The 17,207-nt window shown below is 60.9% G+C and carries 15 protein-coding genes and 2 tRNA genes; 9 read left to right on the top strand and 8 right to left on the bottom strand.

Annotated features, from left to right (window positions below; all coding sequences use genetic code 11):
- Positions 1-16 precede the first annotated feature (16 nt).
- Positions 17-646 (bottom strand): bifunctional 4-hydroxy-2-oxoglutarate aldolase/2-dehydro-3-deoxy-phosphogluconate aldolase, encoded by a 630-nt coding sequence (eda, locus tag ERD78_RS16250; RefSeq protein WP_129970449.1) that lies wholly within the window; start codon positions 644-646, stop codon positions 17-19.
- 80 nt (positions 647-726) lie between these two features.
- Positions 727-1,647: a LysR family transcriptional regulator gene (locus ERD78_RS16245; protein ID WP_129970447.1), complete on the bottom strand. Its 921-nt coding sequence runs from the start codon at positions 1,645-1,647 to the stop codon at positions 727-729.
- Between the two features lie 206 nt (positions 1,648-1,853).
- Between ERD78_RS16245 and ERD78_RS16240 the strand changes: the two genes are divergently transcribed.
- The 4 genes from ERD78_RS16240 (at position 1,854) to ERD78_RS16225 (ending at position 6,299) form a co-directional block, all read left to right on the top strand.
- Complete coding sequence (locus ERD78_RS16240) at positions 1,854-3,065, top strand: ABC transporter substrate-binding protein (protein ID WP_129970445.1); 1,212 nt, start codon at positions 1,854-1,856, stop codon at positions 3,063-3,065.
- Between the two features lie 21 nt (positions 3,066-3,086).
- Positions 3,087-4,580, top strand: a complete 1,494-nt coding sequence (locus ERD78_RS16235; RefSeq protein WP_129970443.1) for a CoA-acylating methylmalonate-semialdehyde dehydrogenase — start codon at positions 3,087-3,089, stop codon at positions 4,578-4,580.
- Between the two features lie 251 nt (positions 4,581-4,831).
- Complete coding sequence (locus ERD78_RS16230; protein WP_129970441.1) at positions 4,832-5,818, top strand: CysB family HTH-type transcriptional regulator; 987 nt, start codon at positions 4,832-4,834, stop codon at positions 5,816-5,818.
- A 79-nt stretch (positions 5,819-5,897) separates the two neighbouring features.
- Positions 5,898-6,299, top strand: a complete 402-nt coding sequence (locus ERD78_RS16225; RefSeq protein ID WP_245152503.1) for a DUF2325 domain-containing protein — start codon at positions 5,898-5,900, stop codon at positions 6,297-6,299.
- Positions 6,300-6,376: 77 nt separating this feature from the next.
- On the opposite strand, the gene ERD78_RS16220 is transcribed toward ERD78_RS16225, so the two are convergent.
- On the bottom strand, positions 6,377-7,015 hold the full coding sequence (locus tag ERD78_RS16220) for a C40 family peptidase (RefSeq protein WP_129970439.1): 639 nt from the start codon (positions 7,013-7,015) through the stop codon (positions 6,377-6,379).
- A gap of 344 nt (positions 7,016-7,359) precedes the next feature.
- Between ERD78_RS16220 and ERD78_RS16215 the strand changes: the two genes are divergently transcribed.
- The 3 genes from ERD78_RS16215 to acs all read left to right on the top strand — a co-directional run bounded on the left by ERD78_RS16215 (position 7,360) and on the right by acs (position 11,177).
- Complete coding sequence (locus tag ERD78_RS16215; protein ID WP_129970437.1) at positions 7,360-7,764, top strand: GlcG/HbpS family heme-binding protein; 405 nt, start codon at positions 7,360-7,362, stop codon at positions 7,762-7,764.
- Positions 7,765-7,823: 59 nt separating this feature from the next.
- Positions 7,824-9,050, top strand: coding sequence for an MFS transporter (locus tag ERD78_RS16210; protein WP_129970574.1), 1,227 nt, complete (start codon positions 7,824-7,826; stop codon positions 9,048-9,050).
- A gap of 147 nt (positions 9,051-9,197) precedes the next feature.
- Complete coding sequence (acs, locus tag ERD78_RS16205; protein ID WP_129970435.1) at positions 9,198-11,177, top strand: acetate--CoA ligase; 1,980 nt, start codon at positions 9,198-9,200, stop codon at positions 11,175-11,177.
- A gap of 130 nt (positions 11,178-11,307) precedes the next feature.
- Here acs and ERD78_RS16200 read toward each other — a convergent pair whose 3' ends face one another.
- From ERD78_RS16200 to ERD78_RS16180, 5 genes are all read right to left on the bottom strand, one after another.
- Positions 11,308-12,210 carry a DMT family transporter gene (locus ERD78_RS16200; RefSeq protein WP_129970433.1) on the bottom strand — a complete coding sequence of 301 codons (903 nt, stop codon included), beginning with the start codon at positions 12,208-12,210 and terminating at the stop codon, positions 11,308-11,310.
- Between the two features lie 205 nt (positions 12,211-12,415).
- Positions 12,416-12,500 (bottom strand) — tRNA-Leu (locus ERD78_RS16195).
- A gap of 111 nt (positions 12,501-12,611) precedes the next feature.
- Positions 12,612-13,184, bottom strand: coding sequence for a preprotein translocase subunit SecG (gene secG / locus ERD78_RS16190; RefSeq protein WP_129970431.1), 573 nt, complete (start codon positions 13,182-13,184; stop codon positions 12,612-12,614).
- Positions 13,185-13,200: 16 nt separating this feature from the next.
- Positions 13,201-13,953, bottom strand: coding sequence for a triose-phosphate isomerase (gene tpiA / locus ERD78_RS16185; protein WP_129970429.1), 753 nt, complete (start codon positions 13,951-13,953; stop codon positions 13,201-13,203).
- A 148-nt stretch (positions 13,954-14,101) separates the two neighbouring features.
- Positions 14,102-15,079, bottom strand: coding sequence for an NAD(P)H-quinone oxidoreductase (locus ERD78_RS16180; RefSeq protein ID WP_129970427.1), 978 nt, complete (start codon positions 15,077-15,079; stop codon positions 14,102-14,104).
- 180 nt (positions 15,080-15,259) lie between these two features.
- Here ERD78_RS16180 and nhaA point away from each other — a divergent pair, with 180 nt between their 5' ends.
- Both nhaA and ERD78_RS16170 read left to right on the top strand, forming a co-directional pair.
- Entirely contained in the window at positions 15,260-16,642 is a 1,383-nt protein-coding gene (nhaA, locus tag ERD78_RS16175; RefSeq protein WP_129970425.1) for a Na+/H+ antiporter NhaA, read from the top strand.
- Between the two features lie 456 nt (positions 16,643-17,098).
- Positions 17,099-17,184 (top strand) — tRNA-Leu (locus ERD78_RS16170).
- Positions 17,185-17,207 lie beyond the last annotated feature (23 nt).

Below are 17,207 nucleotides of genomic sequence, written 5' to 3'. Positions count from 1 at the left end.
TGCAACGCTGCGCGAGCTATGAGGCCGTGCGCAGCGCGCACGCTTGCCGGGCCAGCGCGGTGATCTCATCCCACTGGCGCCGCGCCACCGCGTCGTCGGGCGTCAGCCATGAGCCGCCCACGCATTTCACATTGGGCAGCGCCATGTATTGGCCTGCATTGGTCGCGTTGATGCCGCCCGTTGGGCAGAATGCGATATCCGGCATCGGGCCATACAAAGCCTTGAGCAGCGCCACGCCGCCGACGGCCTGAGCGGGAAACAGCTTCTGTACCGTGAAGCCTGCATCGGCTGCGATCATGGATTCCGACGCTGTTGCGACCCCGGGCAGGAATGGAACGTCGGCGTTGCGCGCCGCAGCCGCGAGTTCGGGTGTCAGGCCAGGGCTCACACCGAAACGAGCGCCGGCGCGCAGGGCGGCCTCAAGTTGCCGGGCATTGCGCAGGGTGCCTGCGCCAACCAGCGCCTCGGGTACCTCGCGGCTGATGTGTGCGATGGCTTCGAGCGCCGCTTCCGAGCGCAGCGTGATTTCCAGGCAGCTTACGCCTCCTCGTACCAGCGCATGCGCCAGCTCGACAGCGACGTCCATGTCATGGATGACAATCACCGGCAGGACGGGGCTGGATTCGAGTACTTGCAGTGCATTCATGGCGGGGGCCGACGGAAGGGAAAGCATTATTGTAAGCAATGTGTCCGCAGCCCGGGGAGCGTCCAGCGCGAAGACGGTGCTCAGTCCAGGAACCGCAGCGCGCCTGACTCACCCCGGAGCAGCGGAGCGTTCAACTGCACCGCGCGCTTGAGGAAGTCCCACAGCGTCATGACGCGCGCGGAATGGCGCAGATCCTCATGACAGTACATCCAGAAACTGCGCGTCACCGCGACATCCTGTTCGAGCACCACTTGCAGGCGCGCATCCTGTTCCGCCATAAAGCATGGCAGGATGGCCAGGGATCGGCCCTGCAGCACGGCATGATATTGTGCAATCACACTCGTGCTGCGAAAAATAACGCGCGTGTGCGCAACGACATCCTCCAGATAGCGTAAATGATCGCTGAACACCAGCTCGTCGACATATCCAATAAAGGCATGGTGCGCCAGGTCGCCTCGCGTCCGGATGGGCTGGTTACGGGCCAGGTAGTCGCGGTGCCCATACAGTTTCAGGCTGTAGTCCAGCAGCTTGGTGCATAGGTAAGGGCCGCGCTGCGGGCGTTCCAGCGCAATGGCGATGTCAGCCTCGCGCTTGGACAGGCTGATGAATCGAGGCACGGGCATGATATCGAGCGTAATCGCGGGATAGCGGTTCTGGAAGTCGATCATGAGCGGCGAGAGCACATAGCTGCCGAAGCCCTCCGTGGATCCCACGCGCAGATGCCCCGACAGCGTGCGCGATTGCCCGGCGATGTCCTCGCGCGCCGAGTTCAACGTGCCTTCGATCTGCTCGGCATAGGCCAGGAACCGACTGCCGTCTTCCGTCAGGGTGTAGCCAGTGGTCTTGGATTTTTCGAACAACAGTGTATCCAGTTCGCGTTCCAGCGCCTGGATGCGGCGCGATACGGTTGAATGGCGCACGCCAAGCCGGGCGCCGGCGGTGCTGACACGCTGCGTGCGGGCCACTTCCAGAAAATATCTCAGCCCATCCCAATCGAGCATGATGTCTCCGTTGCGCATTTATTAGCAATGAATGTGCAAATATTCTCATGGAAATATGTTTTTTACACAACTACACTGCCTGTAGCGGTGGGGCCGCGAATAGTAGAGGCATATACGGCGGCGTAGTGGGGACGCTGGCCAGACAAAATGCGGCCATGCCGGACGTCAAACCCCAACCTCACAACAATAGAAATATGGAGACAGGTATGAAGCTATCCCGATTGTTCCTGGCGCTGGGCACATGCATGGGCATTGCAGGCGTGGCTCAGGCGGCGACGCCTCCGGTCAAGATAGGCATCCTCACCGATATGTCCGGCACGTATGCGTCCATGGGCGGCAAGGGATCGGTGGTGGCCGCCAAGCTGGCCATCGACGATTGCCTGAAGGCTGAATGCAAGGGCATGGATATCGATCTGGTATCGGCGGACAACCAGAACAAGGCCGATGTGGGAGCTGCCAAGGCCAGGGAGTGGTTTGACCGCGACGGCGTGACGGCCATTGCCGATCTGACCAACTCAGCGGTGGCGCTGGCGGTGCAGGACATCGCGAAACAAAAAGACAAAGTCGTGATGTTTTCGGGCCCGGCCACAACCGGCCTGACGAACGACCATTGCTCGCCGGTGGGCTTTCACTGGATGTTCGACGTCTACTCGCAGTCTGTAGGCGGTGTGAAGGCGATGATAGACAAGGGCGGAAAGTCCTGGTATTTCATCACGGTGGACTATGCCTTCGGTCATTCGTTGGAGAAGGGCGCGTCGGACATGGTGAAATCGCTGGGTGGGACAGTCGTCGGCGCGGTGCGCCATCCGCTCAATGTGCCCGATTTCGCCTCTTATCTTCTGCAGGCCCAGAGTTCCGGCGCGCAGGTGGTTGCGCTGGCCAATGGCGGGGCCGACACTGTGAATGCGATCAAGCAGGCACGTGAATTTGGCATCGTGGAGGGCGGACAGAAGCTGGCGTCCCTGCTGATATTCCTCTCCGACTTGCGCGCCTTGGGCCTGGAAAACGCCCAGGGCCTGTCGTACGTTGATGGGTTTTATTGGGATTTCGACGATGCCTCGCGCGCATGGTCCAAGCGGTTTGCCGACGCATTCGATGGCTTGAAGCCCACCATGACCCAGGCTGGCGTCTATTCGAGCGTGCTGCATTATCTCAAGGCCGTGGCGGCCACGGGTTCCGTAGAAGGCAAGGAGGTGGCGGCCAAGATGCGCGAGATTCCCATCGAGGATCCAATCATGCACAATGCATCCATACGTCCTGATGGCCGCGTCATCCACGACATGTATCTATACGAGGTGAAGAAGCCCTCGGAATCGAAGGGCGAGTGGGATCTGTCCAAGCTCATGGCGACCATCCCCGCCAAGGATGCTTTCCAGCCGCTGTCAGAATCCACATGCCCGCTGGTCAAGAAAAGTTGATTTTTTTCAGGAGACGCAATAATGAGTGAAGTTCCCCGCATACCGCTATTGATCGGTGGCGAACTGGTGCAATCCAAGACTACCGAGTGGCGGGATGTGCTTAACCCCGCTACCCAGGAGGTCGTGGCTAAGGTACCCTTCGCCACCCGTGAAGAGCTCGACAAGGCCGTGGCCAACGCCAAGGAAGCCTACGGAAAGTGGCGCAATACCAGCCAGGCAACCCGCACACGGGTCATGCTTAATCTGCAGAAGCTCGTGCGCGACAATACAGCGGCACTGGCCAAGTCCATTTCGCTTGAGCACGGCAAGACGCTGCCCGATGCGGAAGGCGAAGTCGGCCGAGGCCTTGAAGTGATCGAACATGCATGCGCCATGGCTTCGCTGCAGTTAGGCGAGTATGCCGAAAACGCGGCTACCGGCATCGATGTCTATACGCTGATCCAGCCGCTGGGCGTGTGTGCGGGCATAACCGCCTTCAACTTCCCCATCATGCTGCCGTGCTTCATGTTTCCCATGGCAATCTCCGCGGGCAATACGTTCATCCTCAAACCTTCCGAGCAGGATCCAAGTTCGTCCCTCATGCTGGCGCAATTGGCGCTGGAGGCGGGTCTGCCGCCAGGCGTGCTCAACGTCGTGCACGGTGGCCCTGACATGGCCAACGGCATTTGCGACCATCCCGACATAAAGGCGGTGTCATTCATCGGCTCCACGCATGTGGGCACGCAGATATATCAGCGCGCGTCCCAGGCGGGCAAGCGCTGCCAAGCCATGATGGGTGCCAAGAATCACTGCGTCATTCTGCCGGATGCCGATCGCGATGTGGCGCTGAACCAGCTGGTGGGCGCCGCATTCGGCGCGGCAGGCCAACGCTGCATGGCCACCTCTGTGGCCGTCATGGTGGGCGCCGCCAAGGACTGGCTGCCCGATTTTGTGGAGCGGGCAAAGAAACTCAAGGTCAATGTCGGCTCGGACCGCGGCGCGGACCTCGGGCCGCTGGTCTCGCCCAACGCACGGACACGCGTCGAGGGGTTGATTCAGAAAGGGGTGGATGAAGGCGCCGAACTGCTGCTCGATGGACGCGACCTGTCGGTCAAGGGCTACGAGAAGGGCAACTTCGTGGGGCCCACCGTTTTCAGTGGCGTCAAGGCCGGGATGTCGATTTACCAGGAAGAAATCTTCGGACCTGTGCTGTGCGTCGTATGCGTCGACACGCTGGAAGAGGCTGTGGCGTTCATCAATGCCAACCCCAACGGCAACGGCGTGGCTGTCTTTACGCAGGATGGCGGCGCTGCCCGCTATTTCCAGCACAATATCGATGTAGGCCAGATCGGCATCAATATTCCCATTCCGGTGCCAGTGGCCTGGTTCAGCTTTACCGGTTCGCGGGCATCCAAGCTGGGTGACCTGGGTCCGAACGGCAAACAGGCGGTTCATTTCTGGACTCAAACCAAGACTGTCACCGCGCGCTGGTCCGCCCATGCCAAGGAAGTCAATACGACGATTTCCATGAAATAAGCCAGCAGCATGGCCGAGCCCACAAGGCTGGCCATTGCGTCATCCCGACAACTCACATGGTGCTGAGAGTCGGGGCTAGGCCCGGGTCTGGCGTTTTGCCGGACTCGGGTCTTTTATTTTTTTCCGTCCTGCATGTGGGCACGAACCGGGGGCGAGCGCGCCGTGTTTCCCAGGCGTAAACTAATAACTAGAATTGATATAAACTTGTTTCTATATTCCATATAATGGCTGATCAAAATAGGCCATCACATATGAATCTCCAGCAATTTCGCTTCGTGCGCGAAACGATACGCCGTAATTTCAATCTAACAGAGGCAGCGCGGGCGCTGTTTACTTCACAACCCGGCGTCTCCAAGGCCATTATCGAGTTCGAGGACGAACTCGGCATCAAGATATTCGAACGCCACGGTAAACGTATCAAGGGGCTGACCAAGCCCGGTCAGTCAGTTGCCCAGGTCATCGACCGCATCATGCGCGAAGTCGATAATCTCAAGAAAGTCAGCGACGAATTTGCCCGCCGGGACGAAGGAGGGCTCGTCATCGCCTGCACCCATGCCCAGGCGCGCTATATTCTGCCGCGCGTCATACCGCCGTTTCTCGAGCGCTTTCCCAAGGTGCGTCTGTCGCTGGCGGAAGGGAACCCGCCTCACTTGGCGCGCATGGTGCTGCATGAGCAGGCAGACGTCGCCATTGCCACGGAAACACTCTCCACCACGCCTGGGCTGGCCGCCCTGCCGGTGTACTCATGGGAGCACGTTATCGTCGTGCGACCTGATCATCCGCTTGCGGAACTCACCTCGAGTCAGGCGCGCGACCTGAGCCTGGCGCGGCTGGCACAGTACCCCATCGTCACCTATGACCACGCGTTTTCCGGGCGCCGCACTATAGACGAGGTCTTTGCGTCTCACGATGTCGTGCCTAATATTGTGCTGGAAGCCATTGATGCCGATGTCATCAAGACTTATGTCGACGTGGGCATGGGCATAGGCATCATTGCCGGTATGGCTTTTGATCCTCGCCGCGATAAGGGACTGGTGGGCCTGCCGGCGGGCCATCTGTTCGGCACCCATGTCACCAATGTCGCCGTCAAGTCGGGTGTCTTTCTGCGTGATTACGTCTACGTCCTGCTCGAGATGCTTGCTCCCGAACTCACCCGAGAGGTCGTCCAAAAGGCGATAGACGAGTCGCCCAGGGCCGACGGATTGGCGTCTCCGCCCCTGGTTTCCGGAGGGAAATGAAGTTTTACAGCGTTGCCCCGTTGACAATGGAAATAAGAATGATTATCGTTACCAGACTTTCTTGTTCCGGAGTCTTCCCATGTCTCAACTTGTCAGCGCAGTGGTGGTCGGTGCCGATCGGCTCGGCAACATTCCCGAGTTGCTAAAGGGACACAACATCGCTATACGCCACCATATCAGCGGACGCGATCCTTCTCATCAAAAAAAGACGCTGCAGTTGCCGTCAGGCACAGAGCTCCTTATTCTTCTCACCGATTTTCTTGGCCACAATGTCATGAAAACCTTCCGCGCCGCGGCACAGCGCGCCGGCATTCGCGTGCTGGCCTGCCGCCGCTCGGTATGCAGCATGAAGCAGGCGCTTAATCAATGCGGGTACTGTGAAACTTGTCCGGTTGCCAACGAGGCGGCGGCTCAGCCACTCAACTACAGGGCCAATGGAAAACGACAGGGAGGCTCGCCTCGGGTACGCATGAATGGCTGAAACCATTACGTTGCTGTACAAAAAATGGCTGAAGCACATGCTTCAGCCATTTTTGCTTTACGGGGCGAACCCAAGGGCTAGTTAATGGCAGCCAAGCGACGCGCGCCGTTATAGCGCTTTCTCCAGTACGACACATCCATGTCCTCGATGCGCACGACGGAGCCGGTGCGTGGCGCATGCACGAACTTCTGGTTGCCCAGATAAATGCCGACATGCGAGTACCGGTGACCCAGTGTGTTGAAGAAGACCAGGTCGCCGCGCTTGAGTTCTGTGCGCTTGACCGCCTTGCCCTTATGCGCGATATCGCGGGCACGGCGGGGCAATTTCAACCCCAGGGATTTTTCGGCGGCGTATATGACCAGGCCGCTACAGTCGAAGCCGGTGCTGGGCGCCTCGCCGCCATAGCGGTACTTGGTGCCGAGCAGGCTGAGTGCCGTGGCAACAAGAGAGTCGCGTCCGATTTGGGCGGATGGCGCGGCGGGATAGCTGAGTGCCTGGCGGGAGAGGTAGGCGCCAAGCGGGTCGGATTGCGTTTTTGAGAGGTAGGTGTCGCGAGCCAGACGGCTGGGAGAGGAATCTGCGAACTGAGGGCCCTGAGTAGTGGCACAGCCAGCGAGTGCCAGCGTGGAGACTATAAGCAGTGATCGAGCACTACGCCACAGTTGATCGGGAATGAATAGGTACGGGGATAGGCGTCGTGTTCGATGTGGCGGCATGAGCGTTCGTTTGAGTCTGGGTAAAACCGCCTTTTGGCCTAATACGTGGAAAGTTGCATTAAAACAACTAAAAACCACAAAATTAGACGCAAACTGTGCCCGAAAGGCCGGTTTTACGCAAATTAAACTGAGGGACCGGGAAAGTTTAACCAAACGTCAAGAGAAGGTAAAGAACTTTCCTCTCCCTAATTTGTTACTGGCGGGAAGGACGCGGCGCCGGCACGGTCGCGCCTTTACGCAATTCAGCGGGCAGGCTAGTCTATAGTGCCGCCGCATGGCTATCCTCATCCATGGCCGGCGGCCTCTTCTTGACGGTCAATCAATAACTTTTACGCAGGACTGCAATGGATACCAAACCCGTACTTACCGCTAGCGATGTCGATGCCATTCTCTCAGCAGCACGTCAACATGCCCAGGGCCGGAACTGGGCCGTCACCATCTCCGTGGTGGATGATGGAGGGCATTTGCTGGGTCTGTCCCGTCTTGATGGGGCGGCGCCGATTTCCGCGCAGATATCTCCGGGCAAGGCGCGCACGGCTGCGTTGGGCCGACGCGAATCCCGCCTTTATGAAGAAAGCATCAATCAGGGCCGTACCGCATTTCTATCCGTGCCGCTCGAGGCCATCCTGGAGGGCGGGGTACCCATTATTGCCAATGGGCATGTCATTGGCGCTGTGGGTGTATCCGGAGTCAAATCCACCGAGGACGTGGAAATTGCACGTGCGGGCATCGCGGCACTGAAATTGTGAGCTTGTTTCGCCAGGCCCTGAATCCAGGCGTATCGCCCCGCGAAGCCTGGAGCTGGGCGATGTATGACTTCGCCAATTCGGGCTATACCACCGTGGTGCTTACCACGGTGTTCAGTGCCTACTTCGTGGGCTCGGTGGCGGCGGGGCGAAGCTGGGGCACCTTGGCGCTGACCTGTGCGCTCTCGCTGTCCTATCTTTTGGTCATGTTGACCATGCCCTCCCTGGGTGCGCGCGCCGACGCGCGCGCTGCCAAGCGCCGCCTGCTGTTTACCAGCACTGTGGGCTGTGTTATCGCCACGGCGCTGCTGGGCCTGACCCGGCCGGGAGACATTCTGTGGGGTCTGGTCTTTGTCGCCGTGTCCAACTACTGTTATAGCGTGGGCGAATCTTCCGTTGCCGCCTTTCTGCCCGAGATCGCCCGCCGGGAGGCGCTTGGACGCGTGTCGGGCTGGGGATGGAGTTTCGGCTATGTGGGCGGCATGCTTACGCTTGGGCTGTCCATTGCCCTGGTCAACTACGCAACTGGACGTGGCTTGCAGACGCACCAGGCTGTGGCGTGGGTCATGCTGCTGACCGCAGCCATCTTTGCGATAGCAGCGTTGCCGTCCTTTCTGTTCCTGCGTGAGCGCACGCCGCCGAGCGCAAGGCCAGTGGAGAAAATGCTGGTACGCCTGGCGTCGGGGTGGCGCGACACTCGCGACAATTTTCCGGATTTCCGCCGCCTGCTAATGTGCTGCACCTGTTATCAGGCCGGTATTTCGGTGGTGATTACCCTGTCATCCGTCTATGCCACCCAGGCCATGGGCTTTACCATCGCCCAGACCATGGTGCTGATATTCGTTGTCAATATCGCAGCGGCGATAGGCGCTTTTCTGTTTGGCTTCATTCAGGACCGCATCGGCCACAAGCGCGCGCTGACCATCACGTTGTGCGGGTGGATGGTCATGGTCCTGCTGGCCAGCCAAGCCGTCTCGGCTGCCATGTTCTGGGTTGCCGCCATGGTGGCGGGGCTTTGCATGGGCACCAGCCAAAGCGCGGGCCGCGCCATGGTGGGCGCGTTGGCGCCGAGCGCGCGTTTGGCCGAATTTTATTCTCTCTGGACATTTGCAACGCAGTTGGCATCCGTGGTGGGACCGCTGTTCTACGGCCTGGTCAGCTGGTTGACGGGCGGAAATCATCGCATGGCCTTGCTTTGCACCGGGCTGTTCTTTGTGGCCGCCCTTATCGTTCTGAGCCGGCTCGATTTTGCCCGAGGCGTCCGTGTGCGCGATACTATCGCTGTCTAGTTGGGCAGCAGGTCGATGATGTGCTGCCGCATCGGCCGTGTGCGAACGATTGGGCGCACGCGCCCGCATTTGTCAGGCTGAAGTAAGCCTCGCGCGCTACGGTGAGCCGATAAATCGAACAAATACACAGCAAGGAGCCAAATCAACATGTCTACTGAAATCGAATCCGTCTTGATCGAAAACCGCGTATTTCCGCCGTTTCCGAACTTGGTAAAGGGCGCAGCCATTTCCGGCATGGATGCCTACCAGACCATGTGCGAGGATGCGCGCAAGAATCCGGATGCATTCTGGGAAAAGCTCGCACGCGAGCATCTTGTGTGGGATAAACCGTTCACGCAGATTGTGGATGACGGCAAGGCGCCGTTTTACCGCTGGTTCGGAGATGGCGAACTGAACGTGTCAGCCAACTGCCTGGACAAACATCTTGGCACCCCCACCGCCAACAAAACCGCCATTATCTTTGAGGCGGATGACGGCAAGGTCACTCAGATCACCTATAAGGAACTCCACGCTCGCGTTTGCCAGTTTGCCAACGGCATCAAGGCGCTTGGATACAAGGCGGGCGAGCGCGCCATCATATACATGCCCATGTCCATAGAGGCGGTGGTGGCCATGCAGGCCTGCGCGCGGCTGGGCATCATCCATTCCGTCGTTTTCGGCGGATTCTCGTCCAAGAGTCTGCATGAGCGCACGGTGGACGTGGGCGCCACGCTGGTGATCACGGCCGACGAGCAAATGCGCGGTGGCCGGAGCATTCCACTTAAGAGCGCAGTGGACGAGTCGCTGGAGATGGGTGGATGCGAAGGTGTGCGCCATGTCATTGTTTACCGTAGAACCGGCGGCCAGGTGCAGTGGCGGGATGGACGGGACCTCTGGATGCACGATGTATGCGGCAATCAGGCCGATACCTGCGAGCCAGAGCAGCTCAATGCCGAGCATCCTCTATTCATTCTTTATACCTCGGGTTCCACAGGCAAGCCCAAGGGCGTACAGCACGCCTGCGCGGGTTTCCTGCTGTGGGCCTTGTTGACGGTCAAATGGACATTCGACGCCAAGGACAGCGACGTGTTTTGGTGCACAGCCGATGTGGGCTGGGTTACCGGACATACTTATGTCACTTATGGGCCGCTCGCGGCGGGCCTGACACAGGTTGTTTTCGAAGGCGTGCCGACCTATCCCGATGTTGGGCGCTTCTGGGACATGATACAGCGGCACAAGGTCTCGATCTTCTATACCGCCCCCACCGCCATTCGCTCGTTGACCAAGGCGGCGGAAGCGACGCCGGAACGCCATCCGCGTGAATACGATCTCACCAGCCTGCGCATTATTGGCTCGGTCGGCGAACCCATCAACCCGGAGGCCTGGATGTGGTACTACACCAATGTGGGTGGGGAGCGCTGCCCGGTGCTGGACACATGGTGGCAGACCGAAACCGGCGCGCATATGATCACGCCGCTGCCAGGCGTCACGCCGCTCAAGCCGGGCTCCTGCACGCTGCCTTTGCCGGGTATCGAGGCGGCCATCGTGGACGAAGCGGGCGATGAAGTCGAGCGGGGCAAGGGCGGTTTTCTGGTCATGAAGCGCCCTTGGCCGGGCATGATACGAACCATCTGGGGCGATCCGGACCGCTTCAAGAAAAGCTACTTTCCACCCGAACTCAAGGGCTACTATCTTGCAGGAGACGGCGCTCAGCGCGACAGCGACGGCTACTTCTGGATTATGGGCCGTATCGATGACGTGCTCAATGTGTCTGGTCACCGCTTGGGCACCATGGAGGTCGAGTCGGCCCTGGTGGCGCACGATCTGGTGGCCGAGGCTGCAGTGGTTGGACGACCGGATGCCACCACGGGCGAAGCCATCGTGGCCTTTGTGGTATTGAACCGCAACCTGCCCGACGACAGCGAAGCCGAAACCATCGCCAAGACATTGCGTGATTGGGTGGGCAAGGAAATCGGACCCATTGCCAAGCCCAAGGACATTCGTTTTGGGGAAAACCTGCCCAAGACACGCTCGGGCAAGATCATGCGGCGTCTGCTGCGTGTGGTGGCTAAGGGTGAACCCGTCACGCAGGATACGTCCACGCTCGAGAATCCAGCTATTCTGGACCAGTTGTCCAAAGCCCGCTAGGGTATTACCGCCATCTTGCGCGACGCAGTGCCGTGCTGTGGGATGGCGGTTTCGCGCATGCCGTCCAGTGATGCTGCCGTCGAGGCAGGGTAGGGGCGGCGGCGCCGACGCAGCCGGAATTTGCCGGCGGCTAGCGTGTTTTGGCCGGGCTGGCGGCTGGCTTTCCGCCGGCAAGCGTCACGACCACGAGTCCGGCCATGATCATGACCACGCCTGCCAGCTCCCAGCTGGTGGGTCGCTCATGCAGCAGCAGCCACGCGAAGACGATGGTCAGCACGGGCACGCCCAAGCTGGACATACCGGCTGCGGTTGCGCTGACGCGTTTGATAACCGATAACCAGAGCCACCATCCCAATGCGGAAGCCATGATGCCCATGTAGGCCAGGCCCCAGTACAGGGTTGGCCCCCATACAATGTCCTGCTGCGGAAAGATACGGGTGAGCGGCCAGGTCAGGACGACGCCCAGCAGCATCTGCCAGACAGCCAGATTCATGACCTCCGGCGCATGCCGCCGGAACATGATCTTGGACAGGACCGCGCCCAGCCCCCATGATGCACCGCCCAGCAGGGCGAGCAAAGACCCCGTGATCGTGCCCAGCCCCTCCCAGGGTGCGATAATGCCGATGAGCCCTGCGCCTGCCAGCGCGAAGCCCGTGATATGCCGGCCTGTGGGCCGCTCGCCCAGCATGGGCCATGCGAATACAACGACCCAGAATGGCATGGTGTAGGCCAGCATGACGACATGGCCGGCACCGCCCGTTTGCAGAGCAAGCTGACAGAGGCACTGGAAGGCGACTGTCTGGAAAACGGCTATGCCAAGCATCAACCACAGCGGCGGCAGCTTCAGCGAGCGCCCGGTAGCGACCATGATGATGAGCAATACCACGAAGGCGATGGCATAGCGCACCATGACCAGGGTGAAGGGGCCGATGAGGGTCGCAAGCGTTTTCATGGCTATCCAGCTGAACGCCCAGAGCACTACGGTCAGGAACATCAGGACGAGTGCCCCGCGATCGGTATCACCAGCTTTCACTTCGACTCCACAGTTGAATCACGGCATGCGATATGTTTGCGACACCTGTGCGGCGGGTTGACGCTTCCTGATCGAAAGCCGGGACTTCAGCACTATACACCTGTTGCATTAAGACGCCGGGGCACCAGCTTTGCGCAGAATTTATCTACACGAAAATAAAAAAGCCTATAAATCAATGATCTATAGGCTTTTATCTATTCCAAGCTGGTGCCGACGGCGAGAATCGAACTCGCACGGCTTTCGCCACTACCCCCTCAAGATAGCGTGTCTACCAATTCCACCACGTCGGCTTGAAAGACGGCAATTCTAGCATGAATTGCCGGCGGTTGCTGATGCCCCTGATCTGCCTGCGATGCCGTTTCCCGGGAGGCATTCAGGCAGGGGCCAAAATGGGAGAGACGCTACTGTTTCGGTTCGGAGCCTGACGCGTCGGACTCCGAGCCTGCGCCGTCGGCCGCTGCGGCGTTAGCGGGGGCCGTATCGGTTGACGCGGATGCGGAAGGCGCCGTTGCCGGGGCGCTGGTAGATGCGGCATCCGGTACGCTGCCGGCCGGGTTTGCGGAGGCGCCCTCGGCGGGAGCGGCATCGCTCTGGGGCTGGGCCGCCTGAGGCGCCGGCGCGGACGGTACCGATGCGCCTGTGTTGGCGCCGCCAGGTACCTCGGAGCCGGTGCTTGGCACGGCGGGCGCTTCGTAGCCCTGCATGACGCCGCTTTCTACTTTGGCCTTGCTGGCGGGATGGTGTGCGATGTAGGCCAGGCCGCCCGTGGACACGAAGAAGATGATGGCGGCCCATTTGGTGGTGCGCGAGAGGAAGTTGGCCGCGCCGCTGGCGCCGAATACGCTGCCAGCTGAGCCGCTGCCGAAGGATGAGCCCATGTCGGCGCCTTTGCCTTGCTGAAGCAGGACCAGCACGATGATGCTCAGTGACGATATGACCTGGATCGCCAGTAGTACGGATGACAACCAATGCATGTAGAGAACTCCGGGCCTAGGCGGCCGCTGCGATATGTAAGAAATCCTGTGCCTTGAGCGAGGCGCCACCCACGAGCGCGCCGTCGATATCGGGCATGGCGAAGAGGCTGGCGGCGTTGTCGGGCTTGACGCTGCCGCCATACAGGATGCGCACGTGCGCGGATCCTTGACCGGCAAGGCGGTCGCGGATGAAAGCATGAACCTCCTGAGCCTGCTCGGGCGTGGCGCTCAGGCCCGTGCCGATGGCCCACACGGGCTCATAGGCAAGCACCACGTGCGCGAGCTTTTGCGCACCCAGCGCAAGAACCGGCGCCAGCTGGCGCGCGATGATATCCTTGGTCTGCCCGGCCTGTTGTTCCTCGAGTGTTTCCCCGACGCAGATGACGGGTGTGATCCCCGCTCCCAGCGCCGCCACTGCCTTGTCCGCGACGAGCTTGTCGCTTTCGCCATGCATGCTGCGGCGCTCGGAATGCCCCACGAGCACCAGTTTGCAGGCGAAGTCTGCCAGCATGGCCGCCGATACCTCGCCAGTATAGGCGCCTTGGGCATGCATGCTGACATCTTGCGCGCCCCAGGTGATGCCGCTGCCCTGAAGCAGGGTACTGGCCTGGGGGATATAGGGGAAGGGTACGCAGACGGCCACGTCGCGGTCGTCCGCCATGCTCGCGCCAGAGCGCAGGCCGTCGAGCAGCGTGGCATTGCCGGCCTGGGTGCCGTGCATTTTCCAGTTGCCTATGACCAGGCGTCGGCGATTTGGGGATGAGCTCATGGGTGCCAGAGTCGGAAATTGGGTTAACCCGGCATTGTAGCGTGATAAGCGATGCGGCGCACGGCCGCACGGGCCTGGCGCTTGCTGCCGCCTTGCCCGGTAGCGTGCGCCGCGGCATCATCCTCCCGCCGTACGACGATGCTGCGTGTTAGACGGTTAGGACGATTTTGCCTATCTGTTCTCCCGCGTCCATCAGGGCATGCGCATCGGCGGCCTGGGCCAGCGGAAATGTGGCATGGATGACGGGGCGCACCGTGCCGGCTTCCAGCAGCGGCCAGACGCGCTTGCGCAGTGACTGTGCAATCCGCGCCTTGAAGGCTACGGGCCGCGGTCGAAGCGTGGAACCGGTGACGGTAAGCCGCCGGCGCATCAATTGGCTGCAATCCAGGGTGGCCTTCGCGCCGCCGAGCAGGGCGATGATGACGATGCGGCCTTCGTCGGCCAGGCAGGAAAGATCGCGGTTGATATAGTCGCCGGCCACCATGTCCAGGATTACGTTGACGCCTTCTCCGTCGGTTGCCTGTCGCACTTCCTCCACGAAGTCCTGCGTGCGGTAGTTGATGCCCAGCACGGCCCCGAGGCTTTCCGTTGCGCGGGCACGCTCGTCGCTGCCCGCTGTTGCGTACACTTTGTGGCCCAGAGCCGCAGCCAGTTGAATGGCTGTGGTGCCTATGCCGCTGGCGCCGCCATGAACCAGCAGGCTTTCGCCATCCGACAGGCCGCCGCGGTCAAAGACATTCGTCCAGACCGTAAAGTAGGTTTCGGGCAGTGCCGCGGCCTCGATGTCGGACAGGCCGGCAGGGATAGGCAGGCATTGGGCGGCCGGTGCCGCGCAGTACTCGGCATAGCCGCCGCCGGAGACCAGCGCGCAGACCCGGTCGCCGATGGACAGGCCGGTGTCGCCGACATCGCCGCCGACGATCTCGCCGGCAACCTCGAGGCCGGGCAGGTCGGACGCGCCCGGTAGCGGTGGATAGTTGCCCTTGCGTTGAAACACATCGGGCCGGTTGATGCCTGCGGCGGAAACCTTGATGAGGACTTCTCCCGCCTTGGGCTCGGGTTGGGGACGGTCGACCAGCTGCAGCACCTCGGGTCCGCCGGGCTTTGAGATTTCCACTGCTTTCATACTTGCTCCTGCAAATGGGTCAAACCGTCATTATTACCGTCACAGCGCTTTGGCGCCAGTTTGGCAAAGGGCTGGCATCGCGCTCGCGAACTCGGTTAGAATTGCGCCGGGTGTCGCATTGCACGGTGCAGTGGGCAGGTTCAAGCGCAGGTCGGGCCGCCGCGCGGAGACATTGCGACCATGGCCAGCAATTTCCCTCACCGCACCCCGCCGCGCGCGCAGGTATTCGCCGAGAACGCATTCGCCGCGCTGTCCCGGTTCCTGCACATCGAAGCCGTCAGCGGCATATTGCTGCTGATTGCCGCCGCCGCTGCCCTCATCTGGGCAAACTCTCCCTACAGCGACAGCTATCATGCGCTTTGGCATGCGCGCATCGGCGTCGACATCGGCGGTTTCTCCTATGTGCAGTCGCTGCATTTCTGGATCAACGACGCCCTCATGACGGTATTCTTCCTGGTCGTGGGCATGGAGATACGGCGCGAGATTCACGAAGGCGCCCTGGCCAGCATCCGCCTTGCGAGTCTCCCGCTGGCCGCAGCAGTGGGCGGCGTATTGCTGCCGGCGGCGATATATCTCGTTTTCAATACGGACCCCGCCACACGCGTGGGCTGGGCCGTGCCCACCGCCACCGACATTGCCTTTGCCGTAGGGGTGCTGGCGCTGCTTGGGCGCGCCATTCCGGGCAGCGTGCGTATATTTCTGCTGGCGCTGGCCATTATCGATGACATCGTCGCCGTGCTCATCATCGCCCTGTTCTATTCCGGCGGTCTCGACTACACTGGCCTGGCAGTGGCGGCGCTGGGCATAGCCATGGTGCTGGGCTTGCAGCGTGTCGGCGCGGGCTCCGCCCTCGCTTATATCGTGCCGGGGGCGGTACTCTGGACCGGCCTGCTCATGACGGGCGCCCATCCCACGCTTGCCGGGGTCGTGCTGGGTCTCCTGACGCCTGTTGCCTTGCGTCCGGCGCATCACGCGCCACTCCATCTCGCCGCCAGCGCCGTCGGAGATCTGCAGGCACGTCAGGCCGGCGCTGAGCACGACCCTCATCATCTTGGCGTACCGCTCAGGCAGCTTCGGCTTGCGCAGCGCGACATGTTGCCTCCGGTTACCCGAGTACAAATGGCGCTCCATCCCTGGGTGGCGTTTGGCGTGATGCCCTTGTTCGCACTGGCGAATGCGGGTGTCACGCTGGATGGTATCAATCTGGCTGCCGATGGCTCCCGCGCAGTTCTGGCTGGCGTGTTGGTGGCGCTGGCGCTGGGCAAGCCGATGGGCGTCGTGGCGGCAAGCTGGCTGGCCGTACGCGTGGGCGGCTGCCAGCTTCCGGAAGGAATGAACTGGCCGGCGGTCTGGCTGGTGGGCCTGTTGGCGGGCATAGGCTTCACGATGTCCATCTTCATTGCCACGCTGGCCTTTCAGAACCTTAATCTTCTCGCGGCCGCCAAGCTGGGCGTGCTGATGGCCTCGGTCCTGTCCGCGCTACTCGGGCTTGCATGGGGCAGGGCAGTTGTTGTGCGCAGGACAAGGTCGCATTCCCGTGGCCCGGATCCCTCGTCGGCATAAGGTACAATTCAGCCCGACGGAAGGTTGGCAGAGTGGTCGAATGCACCGGTCTTGTTCAATCGAGCGCCGCCATGGAAACGTGGTGGATGTAAGGAGTCAAATTCGGCGAACCCCCTGGATATGCGCATGTCCGAGGCAACGCCGAGCGAAGCCTGGCCTGATCAGGAACGTGTAGAGACTTGACGGCTCCCGCCTAAAACCCGCAGGGTCACGGCGAAGACAAAGTCCAGACCATCAAACAGGCGTGCAGCCTGGTAGCGAAAGCTATAGTGGCAAGGAAAACCGGCAGGGGCGCAAGCCCCTCCAGGGTTCGAATCCCTGACCTTCCGCCAGTCGCGCGGGCTTTCCGCCTCTCGCGCATGCCCTCGGCGGAAACGCCGCTAGAAGCGTGCTGGTCGGTCCGTGGGGCCAGGCCCTGGCAGGTTATATGTGATGCGGGTTCGATATCCGCGTTGCGCCCGAGTGGTGGAATTGGTAGACACAAGGGACTTAAAATCCCTCGATCTTTGATCGTACCGGTTCGATTCCGGTCTCGGGCACCATTGAATAAAGCACAGAATCCCCA

This window comes from Allopusillimonas soli, assembly GCF_004153445.1.
GTDB classification, from domain to species: domain Bacteria; phylum Pseudomonadota; class Gammaproteobacteria; order Burkholderiales; family Burkholderiaceae_B; genus Allopusillimonas; species Allopusillimonas soli.
The sequence above is the reverse complement of the archived record's forward strand: the minus strand, read 5'-3'. Positions and strand labels throughout refer to the sequence as shown.